The following is a 17,371-nucleotide window of genomic DNA, read 5'->3' as shown; positions in this document are numbered from 1 at the left end:
GTCGCGGGCAGGTGGCGGATCGCAAATCCTATCACCACGGCAATCTGCGTCAGGCCCTGGTCGAGGCAACCGCCGCCCTGATCGAGGAATCCGGACCGCAGGCTTTCACCCTGACCGAGGCGGCGCGCAGGGCAGGGGTGTCGCCTGCCGCGCCCTATCGCCATTTCAAGGGCCGCGAGGATCTGATCGAAGAGGTCGCACGCCAGGGCTTTCTGGATTTCGCCGAACGTCTGGACGCTGCATTCGACGATGGCCATCCACGCGCTTTGACTGCGTTCCTGCGGATGGGGCAGGCCTATCTGGATTTCGCCGCAGACCGTCCGGGCTATTACATGGCGATGTTCGAATCGGGGATCTCGATCGCGGGAAATGCCGAATTGTCGCAGGCATCGGAACGGGCGCAAAGCGTGCTGCTGAAGGCCGCCGAAAGCCTGGCCCGCCGCCTTCCCGAAGATCAGCGCCCGCCCGCGCGCATGGTCGCGAACCATATCTGGGCGCTGAGCCATGGCGTCGTCGAACTGTTCTCGCGCGGCAAGCCCGGCGGGCGCACCCCGGTCGAACCGACCGAAATGCTGGAAAGCGGTGTCATCGTCTATCTGCGCGGACTGGGGCTGATCCCCGCCTGACCAGCGCGACTTTTACGAAAAGCCTGTCATCCCCCTTGATCCCGCGCCGGGGCACCCTATTTATGTAAATGTGATTAACATTATCATGAAAGGATCACACAGATGCACAGCGCCTCGCAACCGATCCAGTGCCGTTATGGCCCGCAAACCCGTGGCCCCGGTATTTTTGGCCGCGCGCGTGACTGGCTGGACGAACGCGGCAAGATCGCATGGATCGCCGCAATGATCCTTGGCTTCATCGCCTTCTGGCCGGTGGGTCTCGCCCTTCTCATCTATATGATCTGGAGCAAACGCATGTTCGGATGCAGCAACCGCAGCCAATCCCGCCGCCGCAGTTTTGCGGCCCCGACCGGAAACACCGCCTTTGACGCCTATCGCGACGAGACGCTGAAGCGGCTGGAGGATGAACACGTCGCCTTCATGGACTTCCTGCAGAAACTGCGTGAGGCCAAGGACAAGGCGGAATTTGATCAGTTCATCGAACAGCGCGCCCGCAAGACGGATGACTAAGCAACCGGCGGTGCGGGGACTGCCCCGCGCCAGCACCGACGGGTTGTCTGATCGTGCTGGCCGGACGCGGAATGCGTCCGGCCAGCACGCTTTTCGGGGCCAGAGATTTCAGGGCCGGGGCAGCCAGCCCAGTCCTGCGCGGGTCATTCCGGCGGGTGTATATTCCGCGCTGACCCAGCCGCGATAATCCGCCTCGTCCAGCGCGTGAAAGAAGGCCCGAAAATTCATGTCGCCCCCTGTGGGCTCGTGCCGGTCGGGATAGCCGCCGATCTGGATATGGCGGATGATCCCCGCATGGCGGTGCCAGACGGCCATCGCATCGCCAGTGATCGCCTGCGCGTGATAAGTGTCCAGTTGCAGCCCCAGATTGGGGGCCCCCACCTCGGCGATGATCCCGGCTGCAAAATCGAAATCCGACAGGAAATAGCCTGGCATGTCAGTCTGGTTCAGCGGTTCGATGGTCAGGCTGGCCTTGGGCGCGTGTTCGGTGGCCCATGTGAGGTTACGCAGAAAGGTGGCGCGTGCCTCGGGGCCCTGGGCGCAACCGGCCATGACGTGAATGTGGCGCGCCCGCAGCACATCGGCAAAACGCAGGGCACGGTCGAAATCGTGGCGGAACCGGTCCTCCAGCCCCGGTTCGGCGGCAAAACCGCGCGGCCCGCCCGCCCAGTTCGGCGGCGGCGTGTTCATCAACACGATCTCCAGCCCGGCGGCGATGGCGGCGCGCGACAGGTCGTTGGCATGCAGATCATAGGGAAACAGGATTTCCGCCCCTTGGAACCCCGCCGAGGCCGCCGCCGCAAAGCGGTCGCGCATCGGCATTTCGGTGAACAGCATCGTCAGATTGGCGGCAAAGCGCGGCATTCCGGCCCTCAGGGTTCAAGCGGAAAGAACTGCCCGGCCGAGCGGATGCCGACCCGGCCTTCCGGTCCTTCGGTCGCGGCGGCGGCCAGCCGGTAGAATGTCTTGCGGTCGATCAGCGCCTCTAACCCGGCGCGGACAAGCACATACGGGCGCGGCGCGCCCCCGTTGCCACGCATGATGATCGGGTGGTCGGCATCTGCCGTGACCTGATCGCCGACATGGGTGGTAAAGGTGATCCGGTCGGGCGTGATCTCGGCGTCAATGGCCACGAAGGGCGCGTCCACAACGCGGATGCCGACCTTTTCGACGGGGGTGACAAGAAAGAAATCGTCGCCCTCGCGCTTGAGAATGGTGGAAAACAGCCGCACCATGGCCGCGCGACCGATGGGTGTGCCGTTATAGAACCATGTGCCGTCGGCACGAATCTCCATGTCCAGATCGCCGCAGAAGGGCGGATTCCACAGATGGACCGGCGGCAACCCGCCCGATTTCGCGGCCTTGCTGGCGGCGGCGGCAATTCCTTCCGCACTCACGCTTTTGTCACTGTAATCCGGCATTCGATATGGTCGCCCCGCAATGACTTCCCTATGCTTGATCATAAAGCAGCAGAAGGACGGTGTCATGACTTCGGATGAAATTCTGGTTCACGAGGTCGAAGCCCTGTGTCAACGGCTGGACGAGGCCCGCAGCAGCGTCGAGCAGCGGTTTGTCGGCCAGCATCAGGTCGTGGAACAGGTGCTGGCGGCGATCCTGTCGGGCGGGCATGCACTGCTGGTCGGGCAGCCGGGGCTGGGAAAGACGCTGCTGGTCGATACGCTGTCAACCGTACTGGGGCTGGACAGCCAGCGCATCCAGTTCACGCCCGACCTGATGCCCGCCGACATCCTGGGATCCGAGGTGCTGGATGTGGGTGCCGATGGCAAGCGCGCGTTCCGTTTTATCGAGGGGCCGGTCTTTACCCGCCTGCTGATGGCGGACGAAATCAACCGCGCCTCGCCCCGCACCCAGTCGGCGCTGTTGCAGGCGATGCAGGAACGCGAGGTCACGGTCAGCGGCCAGCATCGTCCCCTGGGTCGCCCGTTTCACGTTCTGGCCACCCAGAACCCGATCGAACAAGAGGGTACCTATCCGCTGCCCGAGGCGCAGCTTGACCGTTTCCTGTTGCAGATTGACGTCGATTATCCCGACCGCGACACCGAACGCGACATCCTTCTGGCGACGACCGGCATTGACGAGGGGGCAGCGCATACCGCATTTGACCCCGAAGGGCTGATCGCCGCGCAGCGCCTGATCCGGCAGATGCCGGTGGGCGAGGCCGTGGTCGAGGCGATTCTCGATCTTGTCCGCTCGGCCCGTCCGGGGGCGGCCGAGGCGGCGGCGTTCATTCCGGATGCGCTGGTCTGGGGTCCGGGGCCGCGCGCCGCGCAGGCGCTGATGCTGGTGACGCGGGCGCGGGCGGTGCTGAACGGCCGTTTCGCGCCCTCGCTTGACGATGTCGAGGCGATGGCCGCGCCGGTGCTGCGTCACCGCATGGCGCTGTCCTTCGCGGCGCGGGCGCAGGGTCAGACCGTAGACGACCTGATCGGACGCCTGATCCGGCAACGTTTCGGCAATCAAAAGGCGGCATGAGGGCATTTTGACGCTGACACCCGCAGATCTTCGCGCCCGCGCGGATACCGCCAGCGCCCATCTGCCCGGCCTGATCCTGTCGTCGGAACGGCTGGCTGCGATGGTCGCGCCGGGGACGCATGGCTTGCGTCGTGCCGGTCCGGGTGAGGATTTCTGGCAGTACCGCCCGGCCAGTGCGGGCGACACAGCGCGCAGCATCGACTGGCGCCGCTCGGGCCGGTCGGATTCGCATTTCGTGCGTGACCGTGAGGCGCAGACGGCGCAGGCGGTGGGGATATGGGTCTCGGCCGGGCAGGGGATGGGTTATTCCGGCACGCCGAACCGCCCGTCCAAGCGGGAACGGGCGCAGGTCATGGCGCTGGCCCTTGGGATGGTGCTGCTGCGTGGCGGCGAAAAGGTCGGGCTGCTGGGACAGCCTGCACGGGCGGGGCGCGCGCAGGTCGAACGGCTGGCGGCGGGGCTGCTGAACATCCCCGAGGCGGCCGATGACAGCGATGCCCCCGCGCCCGATGTGCTGCGCCCCAATCAGCGGCTGGTGGTCCTGTCGGATTTCCTGACCGATCCCGCCTGGGTTCAGACGCTGCTGGTCCATGCGGGCGGTATCGGGGTAAGCGGCGTGCTGTTGCAGGTGCTGGACCCGGACGAAGAGAATTTTCCCTATGCCGGCGCGGTGGAGTTCCGGTCGCTTTCGGGGCAGGTTCGTCACGACAGCCGCGATGCGGGGGGGCTGCGCGCCGCCTATCTGGCACGGCTGGCGGAACGCCGCGACTGGCTGCGCGCGCAGGCCGAGCGGGCTGGCTGGCATTTCGGCCATCACACGACCGATCACGCCCCGGCCGCCGCGCTTGGGTGGCTTTATCAGGTTCTGGGGGGCTGATGCTGATCCTTGGGCCTCTTGGTTTCGCCGCGCCCTGGGTGCTGACCGCGCTTGTCGCGCTGCCGGTGCTGTGGCTGATCCTGCGCGCGATGCCGCCCAACCCCCGCCGCGTGGCCTTTCCGGGCGTGGCGCTGCTGCTGGGGCTGGTGGACAAGACGCCCGAGGCGCGGCGCACGCCCTGGTGGCTGCTGCTGCTGCGTCTGCTGGCTGTGGCGGCGCTGATTTTCGCCTTTGCCGGACCGGTCTGGAAGCCGGTTCCGCGCCTGGAACAGGACGGGCCGCTGCTGGTCGTGCTGGATGCCGGATGGGCCTCCGCGCCCGATTGGGCGGGCCGTCAGATGCGGGTCGAACAGGCGCTGTCGCAGGCTGCCGCGCAGGGCCGCCCCGCCGCGCTGTTGCTGGCCGACGGGCAGACGCCTTCGTCGGGGGCCTTGCCCTTTGCCGCTGCCGATACGCTGCTGCCCGCCCTGCGCGCCATGCAGCCGGTCGCATGGGACACAACCCTTCCCGACGACCCCGAGGCCGCCCTTGCAGGTCAGCCCGAGGGGCGGTTGTCCTCGCTCTGGATTTCGGACGGGCTGGATCATCCCCATCGCGCGGCATGGGCCGAGGCGCTGACCGGGCGGGGCGATCTGACCGTGGTGCCCCCGCGTCAGGCGCTGCGCGCCCTGGATCTGAGCAACGGCGAGGCACCCGCGCTGACGCTGATCTCGGGTGACGATTCCGCACCCGAGATTCAGGCGATCGGCCCCGATCCGCAAGGGATCGAGCGCGATCTGGCCCGCTTGTCGCCCGGCGACGGGCAGGCCACCGAGGGCATGGTTCGCCGCCCTGTCGCCATCGACCTGCCGCCGGAATTGCGCAACCGGATCACGCGGTTCCAGATCGCAGGCGAAGCCCATGCCGGGGCGGTGGTGCTGGCCGATGACCGGGTCCGGCGGCGCAAGGTCGCGCTGGTTGGTGATGCCGATCAGCAGGCCGAGGGGCAGCGCCTGTTGTCGCCACTCTATTACCTGCGCCGCGCGCTGGCCCCGACGACCGATCTGGTCGAAGGCGGGCTTGGCGATGTGCTGGACAGCGCCCCCGATGTCATCATCCTTGCCGATCAGGTTCAGCTTGCCGAAGCCGATGCTCTGGCCAACTGGGTCGAAGAGGGCGGGCTGCTGATCCGTTTTGCGGGGCCGCGCATGGCCGCCTGGGACCGCCTGACCGAGGAACCGCTGATCCCCGTCACCTTGCGGCAGGGCGGGCGCGATATTGGCGGGGCGCTGAGCTGGGGCGATCCGCGCGGGCTTGCGCCTTTTGCGGGCGACGGCATCTTTGCGGGGCTGACGGTGCCTTCGGATGTCACCGTCACCGCGCAACTGATGGCGCAGCCTTCGCCCGAACTTGCCGAAAGGACGATTGCCGCGCTGACCGACAACACGCCGCTGGCGACCCGGCAACGGTTGGGGCAGGGGCAGGTGGTGCTGTTCCATGTGACCGCGAATGCCGAATGGTCGAACCTGCCGATCTCGGGTCTGTTTGTCGAGATGCTGGACCGGCTGGTTGCGGCCGCCCGCGCCGCTCCGGGCGGCGAGGCGATCGACGCCCGCGATCAACCCTTCTGGACGCCGGAACTGGTGCTGAACGGCTTTGGCAGACCGGTGCCGCCCGACGGGCTGGTGCCGGTCGCGGCGCAGGACATGGCCAGCGGGCCGGGTCCGGGGCGTCCCGCGGGGGTTTATGCCGCCGGAGAACGCCGCGTCGCGCTGAATGCGGCGGGCGATTTGCGGCTGGCGGACTGGCCCGGTGCCACGGTCGAGGATCAGGCCCAATCCTCGGGCCGCAATCTGGCCGGATTGCTGATCGCGGCGGCGATCCTGATGATGGCGCTGGATGCGCTTGGTTCGGCGCTGCTGGCGCGCGGCGGTGGCGGGCGGGCACGGGGCGCGGCGTTGTTGCTGGTCGCGCTGACCGGCGTGCTGCCCGGTCTGCGGGCAGAGGCGCAGGCGCTGGACCCCGAACTGATGCGCGCCGCAGACGAAGTCGCGCTGGCCTATGTCGTGACCGGCGACGATCAGATCGACCGCGCCTCGGATCAGGGGCTGCGCGGCCTGTCGATGGTGCTGAACCAGCGCAGCTCGGTCGAGCCGGGCGAACCGGTCGGGGTCGATCTGGCCAGCGACGACCTGACCCTGCTGACATTCCTGTACTGGCCGGTGACGGACAGCCAGCCCTTGCCCTCGCCTCAGGCCTATGTGCGGCTGAACCATTTCCTGCGCTCGGGCGGGCTGATCCTGTTTGACACCCGCGATGCCGATATCGCCGGGGTGGGTGGGCCGGACATGTCCGCCGCGCTGCGCACGCTGGCCGCTCCGCTTGAGGTGCCGCCCCTGTCGCCCATCCCCGAGGATCACGTCCTGACCCGCAGCTTTTACCTGCTGTCGGAATTTCCGGGCCGCTGGAACGGCGGCACATTATGGGTCGAGGCACCGCCCGCCGGGGCCGAAGCCGCCGAGGGCATGCCCTTCCGCCAGTTGAATGACGGCGTCAGCCCCGTGGTGATCGGCGGCAACAACTGGGCCGAGGCCTGGGCCATCGATGACATCGGCCAGCCGTCCTTTCCCGTCGGCAATGGCTGGGAGGGCGAAGATCAGCGCGAGATGGCCTTTAGATTTGGCGTCAACCTGATCATGTATGTCCTTACGGGCAACTACAAATCCGATCAGGTCCATGTACCCGCGCTGCTGGACCGCCTGCGCGGCGAGGATGAGGAACTTGGGCCATGATGATGACCCGGCTGCGCTTTGATCCGATGCTGCCGTGGTGGGTGATCGGCGCGCTGGCCGGGCTGGCGCTGCTGATCACGGCATTCGCGTTGTGGCGGGGGCTGCGCGGCTGGTTCTGGCGCGGGCTGGCCGGACTGGCGGCGGTGCTGGCGTTGGCCGGACCCGCGCTTGAGACCGGCAGCCGCGATGGCCTGTCCGACATCGTGATCCTGCTGGATGACCGCTCGGCCAGCCAGTCCCTGCCGGGGCGCGGCGCGCAGACCGATGCCGCGCTGGATCAGCTTGGCCGTCAGGTCGCGGCGCTGCCGAATACCGAGTTGCGCCGGGTAACGGTGGGCGACGATCCCGACGGAACGCTATTGGCCGAGGCATTGACCCGTGCAGTGGCTGCAGAGCCGACGGCGCGGCTGGCCGGGGTGATCGCCGTCACCGATGGCCAGATCCACGATCCCGCGATGCTGCCCTCGGGCCTGCCCGCGCCGTTTCACACGCTGCTGACCGGCAACCCCGACGACTGGGATCGCCGTCTGGTCATCGAGGAGGCCCCGGCCTTTGGCCTGATCGACGAAGAGGCCACCATCCGCCTGCGGATCGAAGATCAGGGCGCGGTGCCCGCCGGGGCGCGGACCGGACCGGTCACTTTGCGTTTCAGCATCGACGGAGAGGATGAACAGGTCGTTGCGGTGCCGCTTGACACTTCGCTCAGCCTGCCGGTGAAGGTGGCGCATGCGGGGCAGAATGTCGTTCAGATCGGCTTTGACCCGCCCGAGGGGGGCGAGCTGACCGACCGCAACAATATGGCGGTGATCAATGTCACCGGGGTGCGCGACCGGCTGCGGGTGCTGCTGGTCTCGGGGCAACCGCATGCGGGCGAACGGACCTGGCGCAACCTGCTGAAATCGGATGCCGCCGTCGATCTGATCCATTTCACCATCCTGCGTCCGCCCGAGAAATCCGATGGCGTGCCGGTGAACGAACTGGCACTGATCGCCTTTCCGACCCGCGAACTGTTCCTGCAACGCATCGACGATTTCGACCTGATCATCTTTGACCGCTATCGCGTCAGGGGACTGCTGCCGCAGGATTATTTCAGTAATATCGCCCGCTATGTCCGCGATGGCGGCGCGATTCTTGTCGCGGCGGGGCCGGAAATGGCGGGGGTCGAAAGCCTGAACCTGTCGCCGATGGGCACCGTCCTGCCCGCGCGTCCGACCGGGCGAATTGTCAACCAGCCCTTTGTTCCCGAACTGACCCAAGAGGGTCGCCGCCATCCCGTTACTGCCGGTCTGCCCGGCGCGCCGGTGCCCGACAGTCAGGACCATTGGGGCCGCTGGCTGCGCATGGCCGAGGTCCGCCCCGAAGAGGGCGCCGAGGTGGTGATGACCGGGGCCGATGACTTGCCGCTGCTGATCATGGATCGCGTGGGCGAGGGGCGGGTGGCGCTGATGACATCGGATCATGTCTGGCTGTGGGGGCGGGGTTTCGAAGGCGGCGGGCCGCAGCTGGAGCTGCTGCGCCGCATTGCGCATTGGTCGATGAAAGAGCCGGATCTTGAGGAAGAGGCATTGCAGGCCGATGTCTCGAACCGGATGCAGGTGCGCTTTACCCGCAGGACCATGCAGGACAGCGCCGGGCCTCTGATGATCACCGGACCTGATGGTCAGACGCAGGAACTGCCGCTTGAGGAAACCGGGCCGGGCCGCTTTACCGCCGACTGGACCGCGCCGCAGCCGGGCTTGTACCGGCTGCGCGACGGCGATCTGCGCCGGGTGCTGGCGCTTGGGCCTGCCGCTCCTCGCGAATTTGAACAGACCGTCGCCTCGGCCGCGACGCTGGAGCCGCTGACCGGGGCAACGGGCGGAACGGTCATGCACCTGTCCGACGGAATCCCCGACCTGCGCAGCGTGTCATCGGGCCGCCGCGCCTTTGGTCGGGGCGTCACAAGCGACTGGATCGGCATCACCCCGCGCGATGCCGCGACCGTCACCGGGCTGGAACGCAGCGCCCTGATGCCCGGCTGGGCCTGGCTGATCCTGATCGCCGGGTTGATGCTGGCGGGCTGGCTGTCCGAAGGCAGTTTCCGCGCAAGGGCAAGGTCTGCCCCCGCCTGAAAGCTTGCCAAGCCGCAAGCGCGTTGATACCCGGATGAAAATGCCTGAAGGAGCGTACATGGCTGACGACCCGCGCAGTTCTGCCCCGCAAACCGACGCCGACCTTGCCTTGATCAAGCGGATTATCCCGCATCGCTATCCGTTCCTGTTCATCGACAGGGTGCGCGACATCGTGCCGAATGTGGGTGGCGTGGGTATCAAGAATGTCACCTGCAACGAGCCGCATTTCCAGGGTCATTTCCCCGAGGAGCCGGTCATGCCCGGCGTCACCATCGTCGAGGCGATGGCGCAGACCTCGGCGGTGATCGTCGGCATCAGCATGAACATCATCGACAAGCCGCTGGCGACCTATTTCATGGCCATCGACAAGTGCAAGTTCCGACGCATGGTTGTCCCCGGCGACGTGCTGGAACTGCATTGCAAGGCCCTCCGTGGCGGCGGCAAGATCTGGAAATTCGAAGGCAAGGCCATGGTCGATGGCCAGCTTTGCGCCTCGGCCGAGTTCACGGCGATGATGGCGCTGAAAACTGATGAGTGATGTCGCCATCCACCCCACAGCCCTGATCGAACCGGGTGCCGAAATCGGTCAGGGGGTCAGCATCGGCCCGTTCTGCGTCGTCGGCCCCAGGGTCAGGCTGGGCGAGGGCGTCGTGCTGAAATCGCATGTCGTGCTGTCCGGGGAAACCACCATCGGCGAGGGCACGGTGATCTTTCCCTTCGCCTCGATCGGCGAGGTGCCGCAGGATCTGAAATACCGGGGCGAATCCGTCCAGCTTGAAATCGGTGCCCGCAACCGGATCCGCGAATATGTGACCATGAACCCCGGAACCGAAGGGGGCGGCGGCGTTACCCGGATCGGCAATGACGGGCTGTTCATGGCGGGCAGCCATGTCGGCCATGACTGCCAGTTGGGCGATCGGGTGATTCTGGTCAACAACGCCTCGCTGGCCGGGCATTGCCATCTGGATGACGATGTCATCATCGGCGGGCTGTCCGGTGTGCATCAATGGGTGCGGATCGGGCGCGGGGCGATGATCGGAGCGGTCACGATGGTGACGGCGGATGTGGTGCCCTATGGGCTGGTCAAGGGGCCGCGCGGGTATCTGGACGGGCTGAACCTTGTCGGGTTGCGCCGCCGTGGTGCCGGCCGGGAAGAGATCGCCGCCCTGCGCGATTTGCTGGACGCGCTGCATCAGGGATCGTTCCGCGATACCGCCCGCAGCCGCTCGGGGACCGAGACGTCGGCGATGGAACGCGACGTGCTGGATTTCATCCTCGGCCCCTCGGACCGGTCCTTCCTGACGATGAAGCCGTCATGACCGGAACTGCGGTCATAGCCGGGCAAGGCGCGCTGGCCCCGGCTGTTGCCGCCGCGCTGGACAAGCCGCTGGTCTTTGCGCTGGAAGGGTTCGCGCCCGATATTCCCGCCACGCCCTTCCGGCTGGAACGGTTGGTGCCTTTTCTGGACGATCTGATCGCGCGCGATGTCAGCCGGGTGGTGTTTGCTGGCGCGATCCGCCGCCCGCGCCTTGACCCCGAGGCTTTTGATCCCCGTACCGCACAACTGGTGCCGCGAATCCTGATGGCGATGCAGTCGGGCGACGATGCCGCGCTGCGCACCGTGCTGGATATTTTCGAAGAACATGGCCTGACGATCTGCGGTATCGGCGAAATCCTGCCTGATCTGCTGCCCGGCGAGGGCGTGCTGACCGGCACTCCGACCCCGGCCGATCATCGCGATGCCGCCCGAGCCGCCGAAATTCTGGCCGGGCTGGGACGTTTTGACATCGGGCAGGGGGCGGTTGTCGCACAGGGTCTGTGCCTTGCCATCGAAACCCTGCCCGGAACCGCCGCGATGCTGGATTTTTCCGCCGCCCATGCCGGGTTGCGCCCCAATCCCGAAGGCGCGCGGGGGGTGTTTTACAAGGCCCTGAAACCGGGGCAGGACCGGCGCATCGACTTGCCCACCATCGGGCCGGACACCGTTGCGCAGGCGGCGCGGGCCGGTCTGGCGGGGATCGCATGGCAGGCGGGCGGGGTCATCGTGCTGGACCGTGCCGAAACCGTCCGACGGGCGGAACAGGCGGGTCTGTTCCTGTGGGCGCGCCCCGAATAACCCGGCGGGTGGGCAAGAAAAGCTGGCTTATTGGCCGTGGCTCACATACCCATGGATGAACACTTACCTCTCGGAAGGCGACGGATGAAGTTCTTCCTGATCGCGGGCGAACCTTCGGGGGATCAGCTTGGCGCGGCCCTGATGGCCGGGCTGAAAACGCTGGTCCCGGATGCAGAGTTTACCGGCATCGGCGGGCCGCTGATGGCAACCGGGGGGCTGGCAAGCCGGTTCCCGATGGACGAGCTTAGCCTGATGGGCCTCTGGGAGGTGCTGCCGAAATACCGCCACCTCAAGCGCCGTATCGCCGAGACTGCCACCGCCGTCGCCGAGACCGCGCCCGACGCGCTCATCACCATCGACAGCCCGGATTTCTGTCTGCGGGTGGCACGGGCGGCGCGGGCCCTGAACCCCGGCCTGCGCACCATCCACTATGTCGCGCCATCGGTCTGGGCCTGGCGGCCCGGCCGGGCGGTGAAGATGGCGCTGGTCGTCGATCACGTCCTGGCCCTGCTGCCATTCGAACCGCCCTATATGCAGGCGGCAGGGATGAGCTGCGATTTTGTCGGCCATCCCATCGCCACCGCCGGGATTGGCGGCCCCGACGATGCCGCGCTGTTCCGCGCCACCCATGGCATCGACGCCGCCGCGCCGGTGGTCCTGTGCCTGCCCGGATCGCGCAAATCCGAGGTCGGCCGGCTGGCCGCCCGCTTTGACGAGGCACTGATGCGCCTTCGCGATCGGGTGCCGGAAATGCGTGTCGTCCTGCCGACCGTACCCGGCGTGGCCCAGATGGTGCGCGACATGGCGCGGCGCTGGCCCACCGCCCCTATCGTGGTCGAAGAGGCAGAGGAAAAACGCGCGGCCTTTGCAGCGGCGGATCTGGCGCTGGCGGCGTCGGGGACTGTCAGTCTGGAACTGGCCGCGAACCGCGTGCCGATGGTGATCGGCTATGACATGGCACCGCTCAGCCGCATGATCATCGGCGCGCTGCTGCGCACCGATACGGTCACGCTGGTCAATCTGGTCAGCGATACCCGCGTCGTGCCCGAATTTCTGGGCGCGGCCTGCCAGCCCGGCCCGCTGGCCGAAGCCATGCTGACCGCGCTGGAGGATATGGCCGCGCGTAAGGCTCAGCTTGACGCGATGGACCTGACCATGGACCGGCTTGGCAAGGGCGGCGAAGCGCCGGGTCTGCGTGCGGCGCGATCCGTGCTGGAGGCTATTCGGGCGCGGCCGTGATCCTGGGCATGAACGAAGCCCCGGCGGCCGCGAAAATCACAAAACGGCGGTCACGATGATCTCGACCTTGTAGTCAGGCGTGGCAAGTTTTGCCTCGCCGGTTGCACGGGCCGGGGCGTGACCCTGCGGCACCCAGCCGTCCCAGACCTCGTTCATGGCCGAGAAATCGGCCATGTCGGCCAGCCAGATCTGGGCCGTGACGATCCGCGTCTTGTCGGCCCCGGCCTTTTTCAGCAAGGTGTCGATCTGGGCCAGAATGCCGCGCGTCTGTTCGGCCACGGACCTGCCCGGCGCGGCCACCTGACCGGCCAGCCAGATCATGCCATTGGCGACCACCGCCTGACTCATCCTCTGGCCGCTTTCGATGCGCCTGATTTCTGTCATGTCGTCATACTCCGTTGAAAAGACGATAGAAGAAGATTGCGGTCATACCAAAACCAACCGCAGCAATCAGCAATCGCAACGCCGGACGCGAAATGCGCCGTGCCACCGGGGCACCCGCAAATCCGCCAAGGATGGTGCCGGCAGACATGATCGCCGCTGGCCCCCAGACGATCTTGCCACCAACGGCGAAAACCGTAAAGGCGATGATCGCCAGCGCAAAGCTGAGCCAGCTTTTCAGCCCGTTCATCTGATGCAGATCCGACATGCCCCACATGGCAAAGACCGCCAGCATGATAATTCCCAATCCACCGTTGAAATAGCCGCCATAGATCGCCATCGGCACAAGCGTGCCCAGACCGAAGGGCGTGACGATCCTTTGCCAGCGCGAGGCATAGCGGCGCACCGGCTCGGCCCAATAGAAGATGATCGTGGCGATCAGCAACAGGAACGGCACCAACAGCGAAAACGCCGCGTTCGAGCTGACCAGCAACAGCCCGCTGCCTGCCGCGCCCCCCAGCATCGTCCAGACCGTCAGGCGGATCATTGGTGCCCCCTCGATCGCGGCGATATCGCGGCGAAAGGCGATCGCTGCGGCCAGATAACCGGGCAGGGCCGCCACGGTCGAGGTTGCATTCGCCGCCACGGGGGGAATGCCCGCAAAGACCAGCGCCGGAAAGGTGATGAACGTTCCACCCCCGGCAATCGCATTCAACACGCCGCCAACAAGACCGGCCAGAAACATCAGCGCAAGTTCAAACATCAAGGCTGGCAGAGAAGCAGGGCGACGGGACGAGGCCCGCGAAACGTGAAACAGGCGGGCATCGGATCCCTGCGGAAATTTGGGGTGACGGCATGGGCCGGGCTTGGCAGTGGCGGCATGCTAGGCGGCGGTGACGGAACTGGCAAGAGGAAGGACACGGCCAAGGGCTATATAGCTGATGCTGCGCCAATTTGATCATCAGATTGGCGCAGCATCAGCGTAAAATCAAATGGTTATAGCAGCCCCTCGGAACGAAAGCTGAGTTCGCGCGATCTGCCGATGATCAGGTGGTCATGGACGGTAATGTCCATGCTGCTTGCGGCCCGCACGATCCGCGCCGTCATGGCGATATCTGCATCTGACGGGGTTGGATCGCCCGAGGGGTGGTTATGCACCAGAATCAGGGCCGAGGCGTTCAGTTCCAGCGCCCGCCGGACGATTTCGCGCGGATAGACGGGAACATGATCGACCGTACCCTGCGCCTGTTCCTCATCGGCGATCAGCACATTCTTGCGGTCAAGATACAGCACCCGGAACTGTTCGATTTCGCGATGTGCCATCGCCGTGTGACAATAGTCCAGCAGCGCCTGCCAGCCGGACAAGGCCGGTCGGTGCATCACGCGGGCGCGCGCCAGACGCTGCGACGCGGCCTCGACGATCTTCAGTTCGGTGATGACGGCGGGGCCTACACCCTCAATTTCGGCCAGGCGCGGGGGGCGGGCAGACAGCACCTGATTGAAATCACCGAAACGTTCGATCAGGCGTCGGGCAAGGGGTTTGACGTCCTGACGCGGAATGGCGCGGAACAGGATCAGTTCCAGCATTTCGTAATCGGGGATCGCCGCCGCCCCGCCCTGCATGAACCGTTCCCGCAGCCGCGCGCGGTGATCGGCCAGATAAGAGGTCGCCAGCCTGCCCGGAGCCGCCGCCGCGACGGTATCGTCATCAGCGGGCAGGAACAAAGGCAGGGGCATTTCGCCAAGGGCATGATTCGGGTCCATGCCTCATCTTCGTCGCCTGCCGTGAAAAAACCGTTAAACACGGTGATCAGCGCGTCATGTCATCCCAGAAGCTTTTGACCTTGTTGAAGAAGCTGGTTGATTGCGGGCTGTTATCGGCCTTTTCGGCCTGAAATTCGCGCAGCAATTCCCTTTGCCGGGGCGTCAGGTTGACCGGCGTTTCCACGGCCAGTTCGATCAGCATGTCCCCATATTCGCCATTTGCCCCGGACCCGTGGCGCAGCGGAGACATGCCCTTGCCGCGCAGGCGCATCTGCCGCCCCGACTGGCTGCCCGCCGGTACCTTGACGCGCGAGCGCCCGCCATCGATGGTCGGTACCTCGACCTCGCCGCCAAGGGCTGCTGTGGCCATGCCGACCGGTACGCGGCAGGCCAGCATCTTACCGTCGCGCAGGAAAATCTCGTGTTCGCGGACCTCGACAAAAATGTACAGATCGCCCGCAGGCCCGCCGCGCATCCCGGCCTCGCCCTCGCCGGCCAGACGGATTCGGGTGCCGGTTTCGACGCCGGCGGGGATATTGACCGACAGCGAACGCTCTTTCTCGATCCGGCCCGTGCCGCCGCAGGCCTTGCAGGGGTTCTTGACGATTTGGCCCTGTCCGCCGCAGGTCGGGCAGGTCCGTTCAACCGTGAAAAAGCCCTGCTGCGCGCGCACCCGGCCCATGCCCGAACAGGTCGGGCAGGTGGCGGGTTGGGTTGCGCCCTCGGCCCCGGTGCCCTCGCATTCCGCGCAGGCGACCGAGCCGGGCACCACGATGGTCTTTTTCAGGCCGCGATAGGCCTCTTCCAGTGACACGCTGAGGTTATAGCGCAGATCCTGCCCGCGTTGCGCACGGCTGCGGCCGCCGCCGCCCCCGCCGCCACCCCGCCGACCCATCATGTCGCCGAACAGATCCTCGAACACATCGGCAAAGGCCGAGCCGAAATCGCCCGGATGGCCGCCGCGCGCACCGAAGCCGCCGCCCATACCGCCATTTTCAAAGGCCTGATGGCCAAAACGGTCATAGGCGGCCTTTTTCTGATCGTCTTTCAGGACGTCATAAGCCTCGTTGACCTCTTTGAAGCGCGTCTCGGCCTGAGCGTCGTCCTTGTTGCGGTCAGGGTGAAGTTCCTTCGCCTTGCGGCGATAAGCCTTCTTGATCTCGTCGCCCGAAGCCCCGCGGGCAACGCCCAGAACCTCGTAGTAGCAGCGCTTTGCCATGTCTTATCCCGTCCAATGCTTCCCTGAACGACGTCCGGCCCGCGCCGTGGCGGGCCGGTTTTCAGGGGGTGCGACCCGGATCAGCCGCGTTTCTTGTCGTCGCCCAGATCTTCGAAATCGGCGTCCACGATGCCCTCATCATCGGCGGCACGCGGTTCATCGTCGTGATCGCCGCCATCGGTATCGGCCTGCTGCGCCTTGTAGATGGCCTCGCCCAGCTTCATCGAGGCGTCCATGACGTTCTGAATGCCGGATTTGATCTTGTCGGCATCTTCGGATTTCAGGGCTTCTTCCAGTGCACCAATGGCCAGTTCGATTGCCTCGACGGTCGATTCGTCCACCTTGTCGCCATGTTCGTCCAGCGATTTTCTGGTCGAATGCAGCAGGCTTTCGGCCTGATTCTTGGCCTCGACCAGTTCGCGGCGGGACTTGTCGGCCTCGGCATTGGCTTCGGCGTCCTTCACCATCCGCTCGATATCGTCATCCGACAGGCCACCCGATGCCTGGATGGTGATATTCTGTTCCTTGCCGGTGCCCTTGTCCTTGGCGCTGACCGACACGATGCCGTTGGCGTCGATGTCGAAAGTCACCTCGATCTGGGGCATGCCGCGCGGGGCGGGGGGGATGTCTTCGAGGTTGAACTGACCCAGCAGCTTGTTATCCGACGCCATCTCGCGTTCGCCCTGGAACACCCGGATCGTCACGGCGTTCTGGTTATCCTCGGCGGTCGAGAAGATCTGGCTTTTCTTGGTCGGGATGGTGGTGTTGCGGTCGATCAGGCGGGTGAACACGCCGCCAAGGGTCTCGATCCCCAGGGAAAGCGGGGTCACGTCCAGCAGCACCACGTCCTTGACGTCGCCCTGCAGCACGCCGGCCTGAATCGCGGCACCCAGAGCCACGACTTCATCGGGGTTCACGCCCTTGTGCGGTTCCTTGCCGAAGAAATCGCTGACCTCCTGGATTACCCGGGGCATGCGGGTCATGCCGCCGACCAGAACCACCTCGTCGATGTCGGATTTGGAAACACCGGCATCCTTCAGCGCGTCGGCAACCGGCTTCATTGTCTTCTTGATCAGGTCGCCGACCAGCGATTCCAGCTTGGCGCGGGTCAGTTTCATCACCATGTGCAGCGGCGTGCCACTGTCCTTGTCCATGCTGATGAAGGGCTGGTTGATTTCCGTCTGGCTTGAGCTGGACAGCTCGATCTTGGCCTTTTCCGCCGCCTCTTTCAGGCGCTGCAGGGCCATCTTGTCCTTGGTCAGGT

The 17,371-nt window shown here is 65.9% G+C and carries 17 protein-coding genes; 10 read left to right on the top strand and 7 right to left on the bottom strand.

Going from position 1 to position 17,371, the window contains the following annotated elements:
• The first annotated feature begins 11 nt into the window (after window positions 1-11).
• Both ACK5L9_RS17165 and ACK5L9_RS17160 read left to right on the top strand, forming a co-directional pair.
• The gene (locus tag ACK5L9_RS17165) at window positions 12-626 is read left to right on the top strand and encodes a TetR/AcrR family transcriptional regulator (protein ID WP_416912671.1); all 615 of its coding nucleotides are present in this window, start codon (window positions 12-14) and stop codon (window positions 624-626) included.
• A 102-nt stretch (window positions 627-728) separates the two neighbouring features.
• A complete protein-coding gene (locus ACK5L9_RS17160) occupies window positions 729-1,136 on the top strand; it encodes a DUF2852 domain-containing protein (RefSeq protein ID WP_416912670.1) in 408 nt (135 codons plus the stop codon).
• A gap of 108 nt (window positions 1,137-1,244) precedes the next feature.
• On the opposite strand, the gene ACK5L9_RS17155 is transcribed toward ACK5L9_RS17160, so the two are convergent.
• Both ACK5L9_RS17155 and ACK5L9_RS17150 read right to left on the bottom strand, forming a co-directional pair.
• The gene (locus tag ACK5L9_RS17155; RefSeq protein ID WP_416912669.1) at window positions 1,245-2,000 is read right to left on the bottom strand and encodes a hydroxypyruvate isomerase family protein; all 756 of its coding nucleotides are present in this window, start codon (window positions 1,998-2,000) and stop codon (window positions 1,245-1,247) included.
• A gap of 8 nt (window positions 2,001-2,008) precedes the next feature.
• Window positions 2,009-2,557, bottom strand: a complete 549-nt coding sequence (locus ACK5L9_RS17150) for a DUF1285 domain-containing protein (RefSeq protein WP_416912668.1) — start codon at window positions 2,555-2,557, stop codon at window positions 2,009-2,011.
• A gap of 64 nt (window positions 2,558-2,621) precedes the next feature.
• Here ACK5L9_RS17150 and ACK5L9_RS17145 point away from each other — a divergent pair, with 64 nt between their 5' ends.
• The 8 genes from ACK5L9_RS17145 to lpxB all read left to right on the top strand — a co-directional run bounded on the left by ACK5L9_RS17145 (window position 2,622) and on the right by lpxB (window position 12,743).
• Window positions 2,622-3,629, top strand: a complete 1,008-nt coding sequence (locus ACK5L9_RS17145; protein ID WP_416912667.1) for an AAA family ATPase — start codon at window positions 2,622-2,624, stop codon at window positions 3,627-3,629.
• Between the two features lie 7 nt (window positions 3,630-3,636).
• Complete coding sequence (locus ACK5L9_RS17140) at window positions 3,637-4,506, top strand: DUF58 domain-containing protein (RefSeq protein WP_416912666.1); 870 nt, start codon at window positions 3,637-3,639, stop codon at window positions 4,504-4,506.
• Window positions 4,506-7,277: a DUF4159 domain-containing protein gene (locus ACK5L9_RS17135; RefSeq protein ID WP_416912665.1), complete on the top strand. Its 2,772-nt coding sequence runs from the start codon at window positions 4,506-4,508 to the stop codon at window positions 7,275-7,277. The genes ACK5L9_RS17140 and ACK5L9_RS17135 overlap by 1 nt, the downstream gene beginning before the upstream one ends.
• Window positions 7,277-9,388: a hypothetical protein gene (locus tag ACK5L9_RS17130; protein ID WP_416912688.1), complete on the top strand. Its 2,112-nt coding sequence runs from the start codon at window positions 7,277-7,279 to the stop codon at window positions 9,386-9,388. Before ACK5L9_RS17135 ends, ACK5L9_RS17130 begins: the two co-directional genes overlap by 1 nt.
• A gap of 58 nt (window positions 9,389-9,446) precedes the next feature.
• Entirely contained in the window at window positions 9,447-9,926 is a 480-nt protein-coding gene (gene fabZ, locus ACK5L9_RS17125) for a 3-hydroxyacyl-ACP dehydratase FabZ (protein WP_416912664.1), read from the top strand.
• Window positions 9,919-10,707, top strand: coding sequence for an acyl-ACP--UDP-N-acetylglucosamine O-acyltransferase (gene lpxA, locus ACK5L9_RS17120; RefSeq protein ID WP_416912663.1), 789 nt, complete (start codon window positions 9,919-9,921; stop codon window positions 10,705-10,707). Before fabZ ends, lpxA begins: the two co-directional genes overlap by 8 nt.
• Window positions 10,704-11,504 carry an LpxI family protein gene (locus ACK5L9_RS17115; protein ID WP_416912662.1) on the top strand — a complete coding sequence of 267 codons (801 nt, stop codon included), beginning with the start codon at window positions 10,704-10,706 and terminating at the stop codon, window positions 11,502-11,504. The genes lpxA and ACK5L9_RS17115 overlap by 4 nt, the downstream gene beginning before the upstream one ends.
• A gap of 84 nt (window positions 11,505-11,588) precedes the next feature.
• Window positions 11,589-12,743: a lipid-A-disaccharide synthase gene (gene lpxB, locus ACK5L9_RS17110; RefSeq protein ID WP_416912661.1), complete on the top strand. Its 1,155-nt coding sequence runs from the start codon at window positions 11,589-11,591 to the stop codon at window positions 12,741-12,743.
• 36 nt (window positions 12,744-12,779) lie between these two features.
• Here lpxB and ACK5L9_RS17105 read toward each other — a convergent pair whose 3' ends face one another.
• From ACK5L9_RS17105 to ACK5L9_RS17085, 5 genes are all read right to left on the bottom strand, one after another.
• Entirely contained in the window at window positions 12,780-13,127 is a 348-nt protein-coding gene (locus ACK5L9_RS17105) for a RidA family protein (protein ID WP_416912660.1), read from the bottom strand.
• 4 nt (window positions 13,128-13,131) lie between these two features.
• Complete coding sequence (locus tag ACK5L9_RS17100) at window positions 13,132-13,887, bottom strand: sulfite exporter TauE/SafE family protein (RefSeq protein ID WP_416912659.1); 756 nt, start codon at window positions 13,885-13,887, stop codon at window positions 13,132-13,134.
• Window positions 13,888-14,120: 233 nt separating this feature from the next.
• Complete coding sequence (gene radC, locus ACK5L9_RS17095) at window positions 14,121-14,888, bottom strand: RadC family protein (RefSeq protein ID WP_416912658.1); 768 nt, start codon at window positions 14,886-14,888, stop codon at window positions 14,121-14,123.
• A gap of 46 nt (window positions 14,889-14,934) precedes the next feature.
• Complete coding sequence (gene dnaJ, locus ACK5L9_RS17090; RefSeq protein ID WP_416912657.1) at window positions 14,935-16,107, bottom strand: molecular chaperone DnaJ; 1,173 nt, start codon at window positions 16,105-16,107, stop codon at window positions 14,935-14,937.
• A gap of 80 nt (window positions 16,108-16,187) precedes the next feature.
• On the bottom strand, window positions 16,188-17,371 hold a 1,184-nt coding region (locus ACK5L9_RS17085), incomplete at its 5' end, for an Hsp70 family protein (RefSeq protein ID WP_416912656.1).

This window comes from Paracoccus sp. (in: a-proteobacteria), assembly GCF_047973135.1.
Taxonomy (GTDB): domain Bacteria; phylum Pseudomonadota; class Alphaproteobacteria; order Rhodobacterales; family Rhodobacteraceae; genus Paracoccus.
This window is presented reverse-complemented; position numbering and strand designations above follow the sequence as displayed.

Excerpts from the sequence above, each read along its gene's own strand:
- ACK5L9_RS17160 (WP_416912670.1), top strand. The coding sequence starts at position 729 with ATGCACAGCGCCTCGCAACCGATCCAGTGCCGTTATGGCCCGCAAACC.
- ACK5L9_RS17155 (WP_416912669.1), bottom strand. The coding sequence starts at position 2,000 with ATGCCGCGCTTTGCCGCCAATCTGACGATGCTGTTCACCGAAATGCCG.
- ACK5L9_RS17150 (WP_416912668.1), bottom strand. The coding sequence starts at position 2,557 with ATGCCGGATTACAGTGACAAAAGCGTGAGTGCGGAAGGAATTGCCGCC.
- ACK5L9_RS17145 (WP_416912667.1), top strand. The coding sequence starts at position 2,622 with ATGACTTCGGATGAAATTCTGGTTCACGAGGTCGAAGCCCTGTGTCAA.
- ACK5L9_RS17135 (WP_416912665.1), top strand. The coding sequence starts at position 4,506 with ATGCTGATCCTTGGGCCTCTTGGTTTCGCCGCGCCCTGGGTGCTGACC.
- ACK5L9_RS17130 (WP_416912688.1), top strand. The coding sequence starts at position 7,277 with ATGATGACCCGGCTGCGCTTTGATCCGATGCTGCCGTGGTGGGTGATC.
- fabZ (WP_416912664.1), top strand. The coding sequence starts at position 9,447 with ATGGCTGACGACCCGCGCAGTTCTGCCCCGCAAACCGACGCCGACCTT.
- lpxA (WP_416912663.1), top strand. The coding sequence starts at position 9,919 with ATGAGTGATGTCGCCATCCACCCCACAGCCCTGATCGAACCGGGTGCC.
- ACK5L9_RS17115 (WP_416912662.1), top strand. The coding sequence starts at position 10,704 with ATGACCGGAACTGCGGTCATAGCCGGGCAAGGCGCGCTGGCCCCGGCT.
- lpxB (WP_416912661.1), top strand. The coding sequence starts at position 11,589 with ATGAAGTTCTTCCTGATCGCGGGCGAACCTTCGGGGGATCAGCTTGGC.
- ACK5L9_RS17105 (WP_416912660.1), bottom strand. The coding sequence starts at position 13,127 with ATGACAGAAATCAGGCGCATCGAAAGCGGCCAGAGGATGAGTCAGGCG.
- ACK5L9_RS17100 (WP_416912659.1), bottom strand. The coding sequence starts at position 13,887 with ATGTTTGAACTTGCGCTGATGTTTCTGGCCGGTCTTGTTGGCGGCGTG.
- radC (WP_416912658.1), bottom strand. The coding sequence starts at position 14,888 with ATGGACCCGAATCATGCCCTTGGCGAAATGCCCCTGCCTTTGTTCCTG.
- dnaJ (WP_416912657.1), bottom strand. The coding sequence starts at position 16,107 with ATGGCAAAGCGCTGCTACTACGAGGTTCTGGGCGTTGCCCGCGGGGCT.